The following is a 15577-nucleotide window of genomic DNA, read 5'->3' as shown; positions in this document are numbered from 1 at the left end:
AGAATATAATTAATTGGTCCTTAGCTTGTTTGGTTTTTATAGCCTCTTTTACCTGTTACGCGATGGGGAATGAATCTGGCGCTATCATTTTAATGTTGGCAGGATTTTTATTTGAGGTTATGTATTGGCTACGTGGTTATAAGAGATCGGAGGACAATAAACACTTTTTTTAATCGTTAACTAGGGCCTGTTGACCTTTCAGGATTAAAATTTGTTCAATCTAGGGGCTATTTAATCGCGGCGCGAGGTTTGTGACCTAGTGGGCTCGATAACTGCTCCTGCGTTATTCTACTGACTTACATCCCTGTAAGAATAAGTAAAAACCGAGCAACAAAGAGTAAATTGCCCCTAGGCAGAACCCTTCGGGCAGCGTATGTTTGGCATTTGTGCTACGTTATCGCCTATTTATGGGGAATAATCACACTACATAGGCTCTGCCTTGCCTAAATACCAAACATACTGCTGCAAATTTAACCTCGAAAGATAAACAGGCCCTAGGCTTGCTTATCGCATGTGATTCAATAATAATGACTGTATAAATAACCAGTTATTGTTGTGGTGATGAAGAAGTTTATTCACATAGACATGGATTGCTTTTAAACTCAGGAGTATCTTCTTTAAGCTTTAAATGTAAGTCAAATTATCTCTGCTACTCTTAGGTTATAGAGTAATAATTAAGATTTATTTGTATGCAGAGATTTAACGATAAAGAGCACAGTAAACATTGGATTTATTTAGATGATAACAACACCCCCTTAATTATTCCTTGCCTTTATGCCCGCTATACAACAGAAAGAGGATTATCGGTCGAGCTTAAAGTTAAAAAGGATAGAATTTCAAATTTAACAGAACACTACTTTGAAGAAGTTGAAATTGGTAAAAATGGGCAGTATGTCCGTGGTAATCAACTAGGTCTATTTTTGGATTGGGTTGATCAACAAAACAGCTTAGGGTCTTCAATATCTTTAACTAACCACACAGCACTCCCTCAAGATATTATTAATGAATATCTGAATATCTACCTCATTGAAAAAAAATGTAAAAGCGAAGTAACGTTGAATAAAGCGGTTTACTCTTTAAAAAGTTACTACAACTGGCTGCACTACTTCTTTGGTAACAATTATAAAAACATCGGTGTATTTTCTTCGCATAGAGCTTTAGCAAGGAAAAATAATAAGCAAGGTTTACTAGTTAAGTATTTATTACCTGCAACAAGAGAATTACTTTATCGACGGACCGATACGCTCCTTGAAGAAATTGTTTTAAGAAATGGTGGTGATTTAGGTTGTAGAACCAAAGAGAATCAAGGGTTTTTGTTGGAAAATTTTGTAGCGGGTAAAATAAATCATAAAGGGGTGCTTAGTCTATTCGATGAACTTGATAGAAAGCCTGAAAAGGAAGAATTTAAATATTATCTTTCATCCCTCTATTCCAAATATGGGTTCTCAAGAATACTTTATATCTCTAGAGAATTACTAATAAAAATGAAACGCTATTACGATACAGAACGCCCTCATACCGACTCGAATCATCTATTTGTATCTAATTCAAATAATAATTCAAAGGGGCAATGTATCTCTGTTGAATTTGGTTCAAATGTTTTTCAGAAAGTACTAAATATTGTTATTGAGGAAATACAAGAATCTTCAGAGATGTACATTGGCTACCAATCATTAGAACATGGATATGTATATCATCATTTACGTCACTCATTTGGTACCGATGTTTTTTATGAAGAGTGTAGACGTAACGGAAAAGAGATTGATTCAATAACAACAGAATCTGCCGCTTATATCGAAACAGCAAGGCGCCTAGGGCATAAGGTAGATAGTCGCTTTGGGGGGCAAACGACTAAGATCTATATCCATGCTTGTGGGCATCGAGAGCGGTTATTGCAGGAAACGCTTAATGGATAATGATGATATTAAAAGTGATGGTGTGTTTGTAGAAAGTCTGTTGACTTCAGGTGTTCACGAGCGGAAGTTACAAGCGGAGTTTAACCTCAATAAACCCGTAGCTGAACTTAGAGTACCGTTTTCTGCAAGGTCAATAGTAGTTCCTGAAACGAATGGCCTCCCAGAACGACAGATTGTTATAAAAAATATAAATGATGACAAAATTATATTATTTCAATTGGTTATAGCTGCTTACAACTATGCTTTTACTAATAGGTTTGCTGCAGTTAGTTCTAAAAAGTTATTTTCTAGTACCGTTCCCGATTTTATTTCTTGGTTAAATGACGCTGAGATAAAAAATAGGCTTGATATACTAGAAGAGTACCAAGCCTATAAGTTCAATAGCTTGAATAACCACGGAGGAGCTAGTGCACTCATTGCATTAAAAACAATATTTTATTATGCATTGGAGGGAGAAACTGAGCTGATTAGTCACTTGAGTCCAAGTGAGATTAGTTACCTTCTACATTTAAGAAAAACTAAAATCACTCCAAATATCAATAAAGCACAGATATCATTGGCAAGTTATTTTGGCGGGTTGGATTGGCTTAGACGTGATGACGTGGGGATTGGTAAAGAGTTATACATGGGATTAGCTTCCCCTAAGCTCACTGTAAATTCATTAAGTTCAACTGCATCAGTAATTATTATTGAGCTGCAAAAATATAAGTACGAGCTAAAAAAATTTTTTAAATATAATAACATTAATAAGAATTATTTTTCGCTAGAGAACTTTAAGAAGCTAACTAGAAGCAGAAAGTTATTATTCATAGGAAATATGTTTTATAGATTATTAACATCCTATCATGCATTAAATACACCAAACTTAGTCTTGAAGAAAGCACTAAATATAGTCTTATTATCAAATGTGACTAACGAAAAAGTTTTTATAAAAATAAAAAAGGCTCTTGACTCTCAATCTCAATGCAATGATCTATTTCTAAATAAAGTTGCTAATAAAACAAAGGTTAATTCTACTTTTTGTGAGTTAAATATGTCATCTAACTATTCAGGAAACTTATTGAGCATCGAAGTGCTACACAGCCTTACTCAAGAAAGTAGCTATGTCCCAATCTCTAATATAGAGCGATTAATGTTTTCATGGTTGATGGCTAGTTTAACTGTTCAACCTAGCGATATACCAAAACTCAATCATACTTCATTTCGCTTAGTCAAGGTAGGAGGGAAGGTAACGCATGTTGAGTGTGAGTACTTTAAAGGTCGAGCTAAGGTTTTTCATACTACTCGTTCTCTTTCGACCAAGAATTACGAGGGGTTAGCGATATTGTCTTATCTATCTCAACAGAAAGAGATAAATTTTATTGATAATATTAATGAAGCGGTGATTTCTAATGGAGGAAATTCATTAACGGGTTCACTTGCATCTTTAATAAATACAGAGGCAATTTGCTCTAGTTTAATAGATGCACATAAAAGTAAGAATTTACCTATTATAATACCGAAGGTTCTTACCTCGTTGATCCTGCATGGTACTCATGTTGAAAATGTTATACCTACTCCTAAAAATTACTCTATAGATGAAAGAGTAAAATTAGTCTTAGCTTCAAGTACCCCCTGTCAATCAGGATTGTTCAGACTAACGGCTATTAAAAATAGCGCAGTTCATGCTTTCAGTGATCCGTATACTTTTCACTATTTAGTTAATAGAAACTCACATACTAATCAGACGGAGAAAGAAAATTATCTTAATAGTGATAATGAAAAGTGGATAAATGCATCAGGCCGTATTACTCGAGAAGTCATGCTTGATCTGATTAATAATGTTTTTAGCTTAGACTTTGAAGACCTTGAGCGGGGAAAGAAAGAAAAAGAAGTAATGCGGTTTAACAGTGAATTTATGGTAGTGACAGAGGATATATCTTATAAAACAGGTGAAATGCTTGCTCGGCTTAAAGTAATTACAGGGCAACATAAAGGTAAAATAAATGAAGTAGGTATCTTAGCGTTAGATGACTCTGGGGACCGTCAATCATTGTCTCCTTTGTATGTTTGGGACTGCCCTATTACAGCCTGGAAAATGAATAATTATTTACATGAATTTACTAAGAACTACAAAAAATTGCTTTCTCGAAACCCCGATTATCTCTATAGAACAGCAATGCCGACAGTTGAATGGGTTGAATATACCTTAAATCAGTTAAGTAAGCAGAGCCAAAAGTTAGGTCGAGAAATGTTCAAAAATATGCTTAAAAATAAAGTTGAAGTGAGTGTTTTTCATTCTATTTAATGGAGTTAATAATGAGTTTAAGAGAATTCAAAACAGCATACGAAGAGTTTTGGGAAAATCAAAATAATATTCTGCTTGCACACCCTGCATTTATAAAAGGAAAAGGAATAATATTTGATGATGTATTCTATTTTAGGCATAAAAGTGGAGGAGAAGCTGAAACTAAAATAGACTTTTCAATATTTGATTTATCTCATATTAAGCTTAAAAATACGGCATCAGTTCATATTGATGAGCAGTTGCATATGTTATCAGCAAAAGAGTATGCTAAATTATTTTTTGTATCTGCTTTACCCGCAAGAACATCATTGCATATCTGTGGGGTCCATCAGATGATTACTCATATTTTTGCTTTTTTAAATAAAAAGCATTTGCTCTCTCTGAGTTTTAGTGATCTTGAACTTTTTTGGAGTTCATTCTTAAGTAAATCTGTCAATGAAAAAGGTTTTTTTAGACGCTTATCTCCACCTAATTACTCTGGTACAATTAATTGTGCACAACTTCCTAAAATCCGCCTTAAGCTACAATTGATCGGTGTTGTGGGTGTGATTGACAAAAGTCTTACAATAAAAAAAGTCGAAAGTATTTTAGATAATGTATGCCAGTCTCTTTACAGTATAACGCTTAATGAATACAAAAAAGGTGGAACTTTTAATTTTTTGGGATTAGAGCTGGGTCAATACTATGTTGATTACTTAAGACAAGTCTATCAGCAAGATTATTTATTCATGTCTATCTGTAAAAATACAATAAATAAAATGATAGAAAAATATCATATTTACGGATTAGATGAGGCGGCTAGGTATAATTTTCTTAATGTACTTTTATCTGCGTTTACTAGCTTTGAACCATATAAAAGTAAAAGGGTTACGGAAAATAATAAACTCAATGTAATTTTTAATGAAACGCAAGAGTTCGCTTTTGGACACTATCAGAAAATATTTGAAAGTACGATGTCATTGCATGACGAAAGTATTGAAAAGTTAGTGATTGAACTTGGGCTTGAAACACGATTTGATGCGGTAGAAGTTATTCGTATTCTGATGCTTCAAAAGTTTCATGGTTTAGGCGGTAGCAAGAATCCAGAACAAGTGTGGAAAGGATATTTGGTTTCACTAGATAAAACGTTTCTGGAAAGCAACAAATTGACTAATACGTCAGTTGATAGTGTTTATGCAAAAATGCATAGCTTAGTTTTGACTAAAAAAGTAACCAAAGATATTTTTTTATACGACATGAAAACTTGGGGGGAAAACCTTTTAAAAAGAGCAAATACTCATGCTTTTAGAAGCTTTAAGGCTGAGTTAAACACTATTATTCACGCAATGAGCACCCTGGTTGTTGCTTGGCTTGGTTATCGAAAAAGTGAATTCGGTTTTCCACTGAGTGCTATTCACATTGAGCCAAACCTCGATATTCTTGATAACTCACATGTTCCTTTCCGTTTTAAATTAAAATGGATAGTCCCCAAAAATAGTGGAATAACAAAAATCGAAAGAGAGATTACCTCTCAATGTTTCCAAATTGCTGTACAGTTACATGAGTTATTTGATCCATCAGATGGGGCTCCATGCCTCTATGAGTCAACAAAATCAAGAAAACTCAAAGTTAGTAACATGTCAGGGGCGTATATAGACACTAGGGTAAAATCAAATTGGTTTGGTTTTATTTATAAATATAGGCCATTCAATGAAGCTTTGAAATTAGATAGTTTAATGCAAAAAAATGCACATTTACTATCAAAACAAGAGAAGCAAAGCGTCGTAAGATTGAAGAGTATTTATGATATCAATAGTGCGAGATACAAGCATTTACTGTCCACTGCAAATAAAGTTAGACAGGACTGGAAAAGGCTTAGCTGTACTTCCTTTAATTCACCTAGAGCCCAGGCAAACTTAAAAGCATCATTAGAGTCTATTTCTAAAACAGGTGAAACATCGAATCATTTACATCAAGAAATTATTGAGACCTATTTACCAGATGAGTATAAGGCGTTGCTCTGCTCGGGACAGTTGATATTGGATCAAAAAAACATGCATGACATTTCTGAAGTACTTCTAGAAGGTGCGAACTATCCGACACCTCATTCTTTTCGTCACATTTGGGCTGAGGCCATACTAACTCGCTATCAGGGGGATGTTGGATCTGTCATTCGCCATCAGTTCTGTCACTTGGACAGCTCATTTTTCATGGCGTATCTAAGAGATAAGGACGCCCGAGGTTTACTTAAAGGTGCAAGGAAGCGCTACCTCAACTCAATTACTAATATGTTGATACTCGACTCTGATAAGGTTGGAAAGGAGTACTTGGGTGGTTTTGCTCGTTATGTCAAAAAGGCTACCGAACTTACTAAACCTGTGTGTGGAAGTGAAATAAGAGCATTAAGAGAGAGTATTAACGGACGTATAATTAGTGTTCAGCCAAGCCTTTTTTCTATCTGTGTACCGAGGGATGGCGGTGAAAAGCGTGCAAAATGTGCAACGTTTGGCAATATCAACCCTCAAGACGCGAAACCAGAGTTTTGTTTAAACTGCACTAATGCGGTCATTACTTCTGGGAATGTAAGAGGGATTTGGACAACAATTCAGCCAATGGTAAAAGATACGTTAAACGAAAATACATTAGGATTCATGTTGGAAGGGCATTTACCTACATTACGCTCTGGTTACAGGAGGATCAAGGAACTACAACCCACACATCCTAATAAAGATGCTATAAGTAAGATATTGAATGCTATAGAAAAAGCAATTGTTGATATTGAGCTGAAATTGAAACAAGAGGGATTTATGCATGTCTAATGATGTCGTAGACCTAGATGAATTAATGGACGAGAAGTTTCTAGAAAGTCTTGATGATAATGCTGAATGCGAGATATTAGAGAAGCCTATTTGGGTGATTGATGATGATAGCCATACAACTTATAAATCATGGCAAGCCATATTGACATTAAAAGAAGAAAAAGAGAGGCGTATTAAAAGCTATGGGAAGGTAGCAAATGCAAAAACATCTAGTTCATTATTTAAAATATCGAAATCGGATGTATCAAAAATAGTAAACGTAAGCGCCCAAAGCATATTCAGAACTTCAAAATTCAGTCCTTTAGTGCTTTGTTTTTTTGATAATGTCAATAATACCTTACTAGATATTTATAAAAAAGAGCAAATTAAGCAAAAAAAGCGTCAAATAAATACAGGTACCCGGTCTAAGAACAAAATAACTCTTGTGAAGAGTCATCAGGATATTGAAAAAGAGTTAAATCAACTTAAAGCTAAAACAACAAAGGAAGTACTTGATTTAGCTATTAATAAAATGCCTTTAGATTTTAGGTTGAAACTTGGATTATAAAAGTACACCTTAGATATCAAGGCGTTTTTAGCGATTAGGTGTAATTTTATCAAGATAATATCGGTATCAGTATAAGACTTACTCTGATGGTCTAAAAAGAATTAAGACGGTTTGTTGTAGTGGTACAGTATATTTCCACGTTAATCTCTGTTATGGGCACAGTCTAAAAAGTATTCAGGTATATCGGAGATGATTTTTAAGTACTACCACTCAAATGAAATCTGTTCTGTTTCACTTTTATTGGTTGTAAGCCCTATGTGGATACCAAGTAAGCGTACTTTTTTTCCATTTCCTCGCGCAAAGGCTTCAGCTAATAATTCAGATAATATAGTCAAGTCAATTTTATCTGTTGAAAACTCTTTAGTTGTTTGATGAAAATCAGAGAACTTAACTTTAACGCCAATCTTACTAATACCTCTATCTATCAAGTGTTTTCCGGCTCTTTTTTGAAGCTCAGGGAGTAATTTATTTTTAAGAATGTCATCAAGTGTAGATAGGTCTAATATATCTTCAGGGAAGGTTCTTTCAACGCCTACTGACTTTCTTTCTCTACTGACCATAATTGGTCTATCGTCACTTCCACTGCATCGCTCCCATAACAATTGACCAAGCTTGCCATATTTAGATGTTAAATACTCTAAGCTAGATGCTTTAACGTCTCTGCCAAACTTAAGGTTATTAATAAGTAGCTTTTCATTAGTTACTTTACCAACACCAGGGATCTTTTTTAATTCCATATTATCGATAAAAGAATCTACATCATCAGGGGGAATAACATAAACACCATTTGGTTTATTTAAGTCAGAGGCTACCTTAGCTAAAAACTTTATTGGGGCAACGCCAGCTGAAGCCGTCAGGTTTAATTCTTTATGAATAGAGTTACATATATCTTGTGCGATCAGCGTAGCTGAGCCGCCAAAGAGCTTACAATCACTAACATCCAAATATGCTTCATCTAAGCTGAGGGGCTCAATAATGTCTGTATATCGTTCGAAAATCTCTCTAATTTGAGAGCTTACCGATCTATATACTTCCATCCTGCCTGGAACCAAAATTAAGTCAGGGCATTTTCGCAGTGCTACACTCGTAGGCATTGCACTTCTTACACCGTATTGTCTCGCTATATAATTACTAGTAGAAAGCACACCTCTAGAGCTCCTGCTACCACCTACGGCAACGGGCTTATTCGCTAGCTCTGGGTTGTCTCTAATTTCTACAGATACATAAAATGCGTCCATATCCACATGAATTATTTTTCGCATATTTAATAATAAAAAAATGAAGGCTGTATAAAAATACAGTGTTTTTGTGCAGAGATCAATTAACAGTCTATCTCAACTCACTTAACCCCAAGGCAATAGCCTCTTGCTGAAAGCGGCCTGATATATTAATAATTCGCTCATAGGCACCGGTTAAAAAATGCTCCTCTGTCGCTTCAGGCCTATTGCTCATAACCGGCTGATCAAAGAAGTCAGCAAAGTTATCAAAATCAAACTGAGCTTTGGAAGGTTTTTTACTTTGTTTATTAAAAGTAATATCGCTTGAGTCTGTATCTGCGGTGTTTTTTCCAGCAGGAGTTTCAATCTTTTCAAATTTAACTACATCAGCTTCAAATGGAACATCTTGTTTAACTCTATACGCATACTCTAAAAGTTTAGGTTCGGCGGGCATGTACATAATAGCTTCTTGGTTCTTAGAGTTTGTTACCCTCAGTATACGGCCCAATATTTGCCTAAAATGCATTTCTGTTTTTATGTTTGTAAGGTGGCAGCAAACCTGCAAACGAGGGATGTTTGTACCTTCGCTAATCATACCAACAGAAATAATCCACTTAGTTTGTGCATACCTAAACTGCTGAATAATACTTGTAGGTTCATTTTCTCGGTAGGTTACAACAGTGCTATCCTCGACAAAGTGAGTTCGCATTAACATAGAGATTTGATGGGCATGCTCAACAGAAGATGCAACAATCAACCCCGCTGCATCGGGGTTTTTCAATCTGATTGAAGTCAGCTTCTTTTGAGCTGAAGAAATCATGTATTTTATTACCGCTTCATTTTCAATAACCTCTTGATAAGAAACGCCAGAGTCGTTTAATAACGCTTTAAAGCAGTTAAATGTTTTGGTTTCAGCGTCATCTACAACTGTAATGCGGCTATTATCAACAGCTACTATTTGTGGAACCCGACAAACATTATCTCCAATAGCCTCAGAAAGCCCGTAAACGTAATCACACGCTATTTTATTGTTAGGCTGCTGATATGATGAAAGAACAATAGGAGCAGCGTCAGAGCGCCAGGGAGTGCCTGTTAAGGCTAGTGTATACTGTGCTTTATTTTGAATGTTAAGTATTATCTGCTCACCCCATGCATTTGCATTGTCAATATTAGAGCCAGCACAATGATGAATTTCATCAAATATTACAAAAACACGATATCGTTCAAATAGCTGCCAAAAGTGTACATCTAAATACTGTAAGCTTTGATAGGTTAAAGCTCTACCTTTAGCGCCAATAAGCCCATCAAATCGTTCATTCGTTTTTAGCTGTAAGCTTTCCTTAAAATCTTGAGAAACAATAGACGATGGTGAAAAACAAATAATCACATCGACCATATTGTTTTTTAATAATTGATCGGCTAATTCTGAGGCCATCAAGGTTTTACCCGCCCCAGGAGTTGCCAAAGCTAAAAAGTGGCTAACTCCATCCTGATATTGTGCAAGCGCTAAATTAATACATTCGGCTTGCCATAGTCTTAGTTTCATATTTTCTCTAATGCTTCGTTTTGCTTCAGTAAGCCTTCAATTGCTCTAATTTTGCCAAGTATTCTGGTGTTGTTGTCTCTGGCTTTGTTATATTGTGGCTGAAGTTCATCTACTAATTCGGGTGACTCCAAATAAAGCTCTTTATATGCCTCAGATTCACCCATATTCAATAATAGCTCGGCTTTGTAATGATTTAACTTACTAAGTAACAGCGCGTATTTATCATCCGCCTTTTCTGTAGTTGCAATAGGTATGGCACTAGCTAAGTGAGTAATTTTCTCAACGTTAAAGCTCTCAGTTTTATTGAATCGCGTAAATCCTTTTTTATTTGATACCACCTTTTTCAGCCAGCCTTTTTTAACAAGCTTGACCAATTCAGCATAAATACTTCGCCTAACTGCTGTAGGTACTAAAGAAGAATCATTTTTTAATGCTAAGTACGCCGAGCGTACATCGCTTGTTGTAAAGTTATCAAAATTTGGTGCAACAATAATTTGAGCTACGAGAGGGTCAAATTTCAAAGTAAATCCTAATAAACTTCTTATAATAATGGGTATTATAGGGCGTGGTAGTTAAGCCCTCAACATGAAAATCTAATCATTTTGCCTTGAGGGGAATCAGGTGAGTGATTTAGTTAAAAATTTTGGTGAAAAGCTACGAGGAAAACGAAAAGAAGCAGGTTATTCGCAAGAAGGCTTTGCCGCCTATGTCGGTATAGAGCGCGGTAATTACGGAAAAATGGAAAGAGGTAATGTTAATATTAAACTCGAAACCTTATATAAATTAGTAAACGCATTAAATTGCGAGTTTGAAGAGATACTACCGGCAAGGAAAAAGTATAAAATTGACCTAGATTAACCAAAAACTACTTGATACTAATATATTATTAATTTTTTAATTAATTAGGGTATATTAATCACTATTACCTCAGAAATATAAATAAGCGAGTGAGTTGCTTTAAGCAAAAAAATCATCTCAAACTCACTGGCTAACAAGAGACTATGGCGTCAATAGTTAATTATTAACTTTTGGCGCTTCCCACATTACACCGTCTCTTAGCATCGAATTTAATATCACAATCATCTTTCTAATACAGGCGATGATGGCTACTTTTTTGGGTTTCCCTGCTGCCAATAAACGTTGATATGTTACTTTGAAAACTGGGTTTGATTGCATCGCTGACATCATCGCCATGTATAAAACCGTTCTCACTTGAGGTCGACCACCCTGAATTTTTCGATGGCCTTTATATCGACCACTTTCTCGGTTCATTGGGGCAACACCAATCAGGCTACTTGCTTGTTTGCTGTTGATGTAACCCAGTTCAGGTAGGTTACTGATGATTGATGCAGCAGCTATTTTTCCAATACCAGTCATACTCTGTAATATCATATTTTTAGCCTGGTATTCAGGGCAGCTTTCAATGAGTTTAACGATTTTTTCTTCAATCTTTTTTATCTGATTATTAAATAAAGTTAGTACTGGTTTGATTGTCATCGCCAGTGCTTTGGGCATTATTTGTAAGCGATTTTTCTCCATTGTTTGCATCGTAAGCAACTGGTTACGTCGAGTCACTAAATCACTCATTGCCTGCATGGTATCTGGCTTAAGCTGTGATAATTTAGGTTTAATCGCTTCACTATAATGCGCAATTAATTGCGCATCAAGCTTGTCGGTTTTGGCTCGTTGACCTATTGCTCCCGCAAACCGTTTAACATGAATAGGGTTAGCGATTGTGAAAGGTAAATTGGCATTAGCGCAAGCCAAAATAAAGGGCATTTCAAGCCTACCAGTGGCTTCAATTACGATGCGCTCAGGCTTGTATTTCTTAATCGTTTTGACGGCTTCTTTAATGCCTTTATCATCATTTGGAACAGTGAAGTAAATGTCCAATGGACGGATATAAATATCGAGTTGGTACTTTCCGGTATCAACACCTACGTTTATGTTTTGCTTTGTTTTTGTATTCATAATAAGCTAACTCTTACTTGCATAATGCGGGTTCGAGACCCAGTAGACTATTCGAGTGTGGTGCTTGGAGTCCTTTGTCGCGTTCGTTCTTGTTATCGGTCTCTCAACAGAGGAGCCTTTGCTCAATCGAACTACGACAAGGAAAGCTTAAGTTGCTGCTTAAGCCTGGGTCTCACATTACCCGAAAGGGGGTTTAAATAGTAATTAAGATGGATGTATTATCCATACAAGGACTTAATTTACATGTTCGAACAAACCTTTAAAATATCGACGACATTTTCCATAAAAATGCTGGCTGTTCTAGCGAACTAGACTACACCGAGCAATCGTCGTGGATGCTATTTTTAAAATACCTTGATGACTTAGAGTTTACAAAGTCGCAAGAAGCCGAATTGATCGCAGAAGACTACCAATACATTATCGATGAGAAATACCGCTGGAGTTCTTGGGCTGCGCCTAAAACTGCTAATGGTGAGTTTGATCACGATAACGCCTTAACCGGCAGCGACTTAATGGATTTTGTTGATGGTGAGTTATTTCCATACCTTAAAGGCTTTAAGCTTCGTGCGGAGCGCCCAGATACCATTGAATACAAAATCGGTGAGATTTTTAGCGAGATCAAAAACAAAATTCAAAGCGGTTATTCACTGCGTGATGCGCTCGAAAAAGTAGACGAACTGCGCTTTCGTTCGCAAGAAGAAAAGTATGAGCTTTCCCACCTGTACGAAGTAAAAATTAAAAGCATGGGTAACGCTAGCCGTAACGAGAGTGAATAATAAATAATGTTATCTTCAAGTTTTCTATACGAATGCCACCTAAATTTAGCAACCAAAGTGTTATCTACTTTTTAAATCCAACGAAAGATTAATACAGAGTTTAACGTGCACTATAGTTGCCATATTATTAGTAAGATCCAAATGCAAAGTGTTGAATCATACTCATCAAAGTGATTTTTTATATCACCATGATAATGATACTAAATCTACTTATGACATATCAGATAAATCGGGGCGATTTGAGTTTACATATACCAGCGATAATTACGTGCTTCTATGAGGGTTGTCTTTGGGTAAGCTAAATATAAGCATAGTGAAGCCGCTCTTTGACATCAATCATGGGATCAAAGTTAATAACAATCATAATTTGAAGTAGCTTAATAAGTATAGAAGCCACCTGATATGCAGCTATGAGCAGACGGCCACTCTAGCGCGTTTTTGGACATAAATGAGTTAGAGCCGAAGGACGGCTCTGTGCCAAAAGCAGCCCTTGAGTGACTTAGTGATAAAGGCTGCAATGATACGATTGCTGACATTTCACTATTTCTTTTTATGCCTTCTCATTGCCATTAATAGACTGTCATTTAGCTATCGCAACAACTTTGACCTTCTTGAATTGGCGGGCATTTCACTGTTCCATAAGAGCAATATACGCAACAATCGCCTTTCAAAGGCTTTAGGAGAACTTTGCAAGATTCACATTCATAATACCACTGGCAAGCGTTGGTTGGCATTTCTTCAGTTTTACTGAAGCCACACTCAGGGCAAGTAATGGTAGAATTTAACTCTATACTTTGCATGTTTGCTCCTTCAAAGGTTTAACAATGTCTAATACGGACATTACAATCATCAAACAAATACCTACATAAAACAAATAAGTGCTCCATTCGTATTGCCATAGTGGATAGAGGGTTAACAAAACCGCTATAGGGCCAATAACCCCAAGAATACCTCTCGCATGATTTTGGTTTTTATACCAGTTATACAAATTTACCAACAATGCCAGAGTTGCAAATATAGGTAACAAGGTATTTACAGCAATTCCCTCAAAGTGAGAGAGAAAGCCTAATCCTAATGCTGATGCTAACGAGCCGAGTGCGGGGAAGCACCCCGTACAACTAAGAGCCGCAAGCCAAACACCACCTGAGCTAACTTTATCTAAAATCTTATTAATCATTTTTAACGTCTAACATTATTTGAATGATTTGAGTATGAACTCCGTAGGTAGGTACGGAGTCAATACTATTTTAGCGAATCGATTATTGGGCAGTGGGATTGATCGTTATTGTTGCGGCATGAATTAGTCATTTCTTTTATGACGACTTCTAAGCGTTGAAGGTCAGCTATCTTATTTTGAATTACGTTCAATTTCAGCAAGCCTAGGGATTCTACTTTGGCACAATCGCCATCCATTGACATCAATGAAGCCACTTCTTTTAGAGTAAAGCCAAGTGCTTTGGCCTTACAGATGAATTGTAATTGTTTGGTGATTGAGTCGTCATAGACACGATAACCATTTTGAGGTTTTTGAGGCTGTTTTATCAAGCCTTCCCGCTCATAAAACCGTATAGTTTCTACGCCTATATCAAGTTCTTTAGCCAACTTGCCTATTGTTTTCATCGTCCAACCATAAAATCAACTTTAATCATGACATTAGTATATCAATACGAAGTAAAATTGCTCGAACTACAATGACTGGTTTTCGCTCATACCCGAATTCTTTTGTAGCGAGCTAAGCTTAAAACTCCATAAACACCGGAGTACAACTAATGCACCAGTTAACTATATATCAGCCTAAAGAGCCTTGGAATAAAAATAAGCTTGTAGGACAAAAGTTACCTCTAAAATTACAGCAAATATGGGCTATCCGAATACGACTGGAACTTTTTCATAAAATAAGAGATCTAGCACTATTTAACCTAGCCATAGATAGCAAACTAAGAGGGTGTGATTTAGTTTCACTAAAAGTTAATGACATTGCACATGGTAAAGCAATCCAATCACGGGCAATAGTCGTTCAAAAAAAGACTGGTATGCCTGTTCAATTTGAAATTACTGGAAATACAAGGAAATCAATTGTGGCGCTCATAGAGCAATTTACTCTCAATTCTTATGATTACTTGTTTAAGTCACGAATTCATTCCTCTGAACACCTTTCAACCCGTCAATATGGACGTATAGTTGACTCTTGGGTCACCTCAATTGGGTTAGATAAGACTCAATATGGCACTCATTCAATGAGACGTACCAAACCATCACTAATTTACAAAAAAACTAAAAATTTAAGAGCCTGTCAGCTTCTACTTGGCCATAGAAAACTAGAGAGCACTGTCAGGTACTTGGGAATAGAAGTTGATGATGCGTTAGAAGTATCAGAACAGATCGATGCTTAAATTTGAACCTAAGCCAGACTCGAAGTTAGAGTCTGGCACGTGCCATAATCCGACCTTGAGACACATAGAGATTAAGACTGCAAAGATACGAAAGCGGAAGTTAGCTTTGGCCTGTTTAACGACAAA

Annotated in this window: 14 protein-coding genes; 7 read left to right on the top strand and 7 right to left on the bottom strand. The window is 36.2% G+C overall.

Annotated elements, in window-relative coordinates; all coding sequences use genetic code 11:
- Positions 1–689: 689 nt before the first annotated feature.
- The 4 genes from I6E69_RS00065 to I6E69_RS00050 are packed head-to-tail and all read left to right on the top strand — an operon-like array spanning position 690 to position 7548.
- Entirely contained in the window at positions 690–1916 is a 1227-nt protein-coding gene (locus I6E69_RS00065) for a site-specific integrase (RefSeq protein WP_096042192.1), read from the top strand.
- Positions 1909–4203 (top strand): hypothetical protein, encoded by a 2295-nt coding sequence (locus I6E69_RS00060; RefSeq protein ID WP_096042191.1) that lies wholly within the window; start codon positions 1909–1911, stop codon positions 4201–4203. Before I6E69_RS00065 ends, I6E69_RS00060 begins: the two co-directional genes overlap by 8 nt.
- Positions 4204–4214: 11 nt before the next feature.
- Positions 4215–7001: a hypothetical protein gene (locus I6E69_RS00055; protein ID WP_231619666.1), complete on the top strand. Its 2787-nt coding sequence runs from the start codon at positions 4215–4217 to the stop codon at positions 6999–7001.
- A complete protein-coding gene (locus I6E69_RS00050; protein ID WP_096042188.1) occupies positions 6994–7548 on the top strand; it encodes a hypothetical protein in 555 nt (184 codons plus the stop codon). The genes I6E69_RS00055 and I6E69_RS00050 overlap by 8 nt, the downstream gene beginning before the upstream one ends.
- Positions 7549–7751: 203 nt before the next feature.
- Here the strand turns inward: I6E69_RS00050 and dinB are convergent, their stop codons facing one another.
- The 3 genes from dinB to I6E69_RS00035 form a co-directional block, all read right to left on the bottom strand.
- Positions 7752–8810: a DNA polymerase IV gene (gene dinB / locus I6E69_RS00045; protein WP_096042187.1), complete on the bottom strand. Its 1059-nt coding sequence runs from the start codon at positions 8808–8810 to the stop codon at positions 7752–7754.
- A gap of 67 nt (positions 8811–8877) precedes the next feature.
- Positions 8878–10311, bottom strand: coding sequence for a DEAD/DEAH box helicase (locus I6E69_RS00040; RefSeq protein ID WP_096042186.1), 1434 nt, complete (start codon positions 10309–10311; stop codon positions 8878–8880).
- Positions 10308–10832 (bottom strand): hypothetical protein, encoded by a 525-nt coding sequence (locus I6E69_RS00035; protein WP_096042185.1) that lies wholly within the window; start codon positions 10830–10832, stop codon positions 10308–10310. The genes I6E69_RS00040 and I6E69_RS00035 overlap by 4 nt, the downstream gene beginning before the upstream one ends.
- A gap of 100 nt (positions 10833–10932) precedes the next feature.
- Between I6E69_RS00035 and I6E69_RS00030 the strand changes: the two genes are divergently transcribed.
- Positions 10933–11169: a helix-turn-helix domain-containing protein gene (locus tag I6E69_RS00030; protein ID WP_096042184.1), complete on the top strand. Its 237-nt coding sequence runs from the start codon at positions 10933–10935 to the stop codon at positions 11167–11169.
- 156 nt (positions 11170–11325) lie between these two features.
- Here the strand turns inward: I6E69_RS00030 and I6E69_RS00025 are convergent, their stop codons facing one another.
- On the bottom strand, positions 11326–12282 hold the full coding sequence (locus tag I6E69_RS00025) for an IS110 family transposase (protein ID WP_096042183.1): 957 nt from the start codon (positions 12280–12282) through the stop codon (positions 11326–11328).
- 266 nt (positions 12283–12548) lie between these two features.
- Between I6E69_RS00025 and I6E69_RS00020 the strand changes: the two genes are divergently transcribed.
- Positions 12549–13058 carry a type I restriction-modification system subunit M N-terminal domain-containing protein gene (locus I6E69_RS00020; RefSeq protein ID WP_306659599.1) on the top strand — a complete coding sequence of 170 codons (510 nt, stop codon included), beginning with the start codon at positions 12549–12551 and terminating at the stop codon, positions 13056–13058.
- 584 nt (positions 13059–13642) lie between these two features.
- Here the strand turns inward: I6E69_RS00020 and I6E69_RS20555 are convergent.
- The 3 genes from I6E69_RS20555 to I6E69_RS00010 all read right to left on the bottom strand — a co-directional run bounded on the left by I6E69_RS20555 (position 13643) and on the right by I6E69_RS00010 (position 14678).
- On the bottom strand, positions 13643–13858 hold the full coding sequence (locus I6E69_RS20555) for a GDCCVxC domain-containing (seleno)protein (RefSeq protein WP_076916053.1): 216 nt from the start codon (positions 13856–13858) through the stop codon (positions 13643–13645).
- A complete protein-coding gene (merC, locus tag I6E69_RS00015) occupies positions 13846–14235 on the bottom strand; it encodes an organomercurial transporter MerC (RefSeq protein ID WP_024601094.1) in 390 nt (129 codons plus the stop codon). The genes I6E69_RS20555 and merC overlap by 13 nt, the downstream gene beginning before the upstream one ends.
- Before the next feature lie 65 nt (positions 14236–14300).
- Complete coding sequence (locus tag I6E69_RS00010) at positions 14301–14678, bottom strand: MerR family transcriptional regulator (RefSeq protein ID WP_010557530.1); 378 nt, start codon at positions 14676–14678, stop codon at positions 14301–14303.
- 149 nt (positions 14679–14827) lie between these two features.
- On the opposite strand from I6E69_RS00010, the gene I6E69_RS00005 reads away from it, so the two are divergent.
- On the top strand, positions 14828–15451 hold the full coding sequence (locus I6E69_RS00005; protein WP_004589486.1) for a tyrosine-type recombinase/integrase: 624 nt from the start codon (positions 14828–14830) through the stop codon (positions 15449–15451).
- The last annotated feature ends 126 nt before the right edge of the window (positions 15452–15577 follow it).

Source organism: Pseudoalteromonas sp. NZS100, assembly GCF_015864815.1.
GTDB lineage: Bacteria > Pseudomonadota > Gammaproteobacteria > Enterobacterales > Alteromonadaceae > Pseudoalteromonas > Pseudoalteromonas distincta.
This window is presented reverse-complemented; position numbering and strand designations above follow the sequence as displayed.

Bases quoted from the DNA above. Each gene is read 5' to 3' on its own strand.
- dinB (WP_096042187.1), bottom strand. From the start codon at position 8,810: ATGCGAAAAATAATTCATGTGGATATGGACGCATTTTATGTATCTGTA.
- I6E69_RS00065 (WP_096042192.1), top strand. From the start codon at position 690: ATGCAGAGATTTAACGATAAAGAGCACAGTAAACATTGGATTTATTTA.
- I6E69_RS20555 (WP_076916053.1), bottom strand. From the start codon at position 13,858: ATGCAAAGTATAGAGTTAAATTCTACCATTACTTGCCCTGAGTGTGGC.
- I6E69_RS00005 (WP_004589486.1), top strand. From the start codon at position 14,828: ATGCACCAGTTAACTATATATCAGCCTAAAGAGCCTTGGAATAAAAAT.
- I6E69_RS00025 (WP_096042183.1), bottom strand. From the start codon at position 12,282: ATGAATACAAAAACAAAGCAAAACATAAACGTAGGTGTTGATACCGGA.
- I6E69_RS00050 (WP_096042188.1), top strand. From the start codon at position 6,994: ATGTCTAATGATGTCGTAGACCTAGATGAATTAATGGACGAGAAGTTT.
- I6E69_RS00040 (WP_096042186.1), bottom strand. From the start codon at position 10,311: ATGAAACTAAGACTATGGCAAGCCGAATGTATTAATTTAGCGCTTGCA.
- I6E69_RS00055 (WP_231619666.1), top strand. From the start codon at position 4,215: ATGAGTTTAAGAGAATTCAAAACAGCATACGAAGAGTTTTGGGAAAAT.
- I6E69_RS00060 (WP_096042191.1), top strand. From the start codon at position 1,909: ATGGATAATGATGATATTAAAAGTGATGGTGTGTTTGTAGAAAGTCTG.
- merC (WP_024601094.1), bottom strand. From the start codon at position 14,235: ATGATTAATAAGATTTTAGATAAAGTTAGCTCAGGTGGTGTTTGGCTT.
- I6E69_RS00010 (WP_010557530.1), bottom strand. From the start codon at position 14,678: ATGAAAACAATAGGCAAGTTGGCTAAAGAACTTGATATAGGCGTAGAA.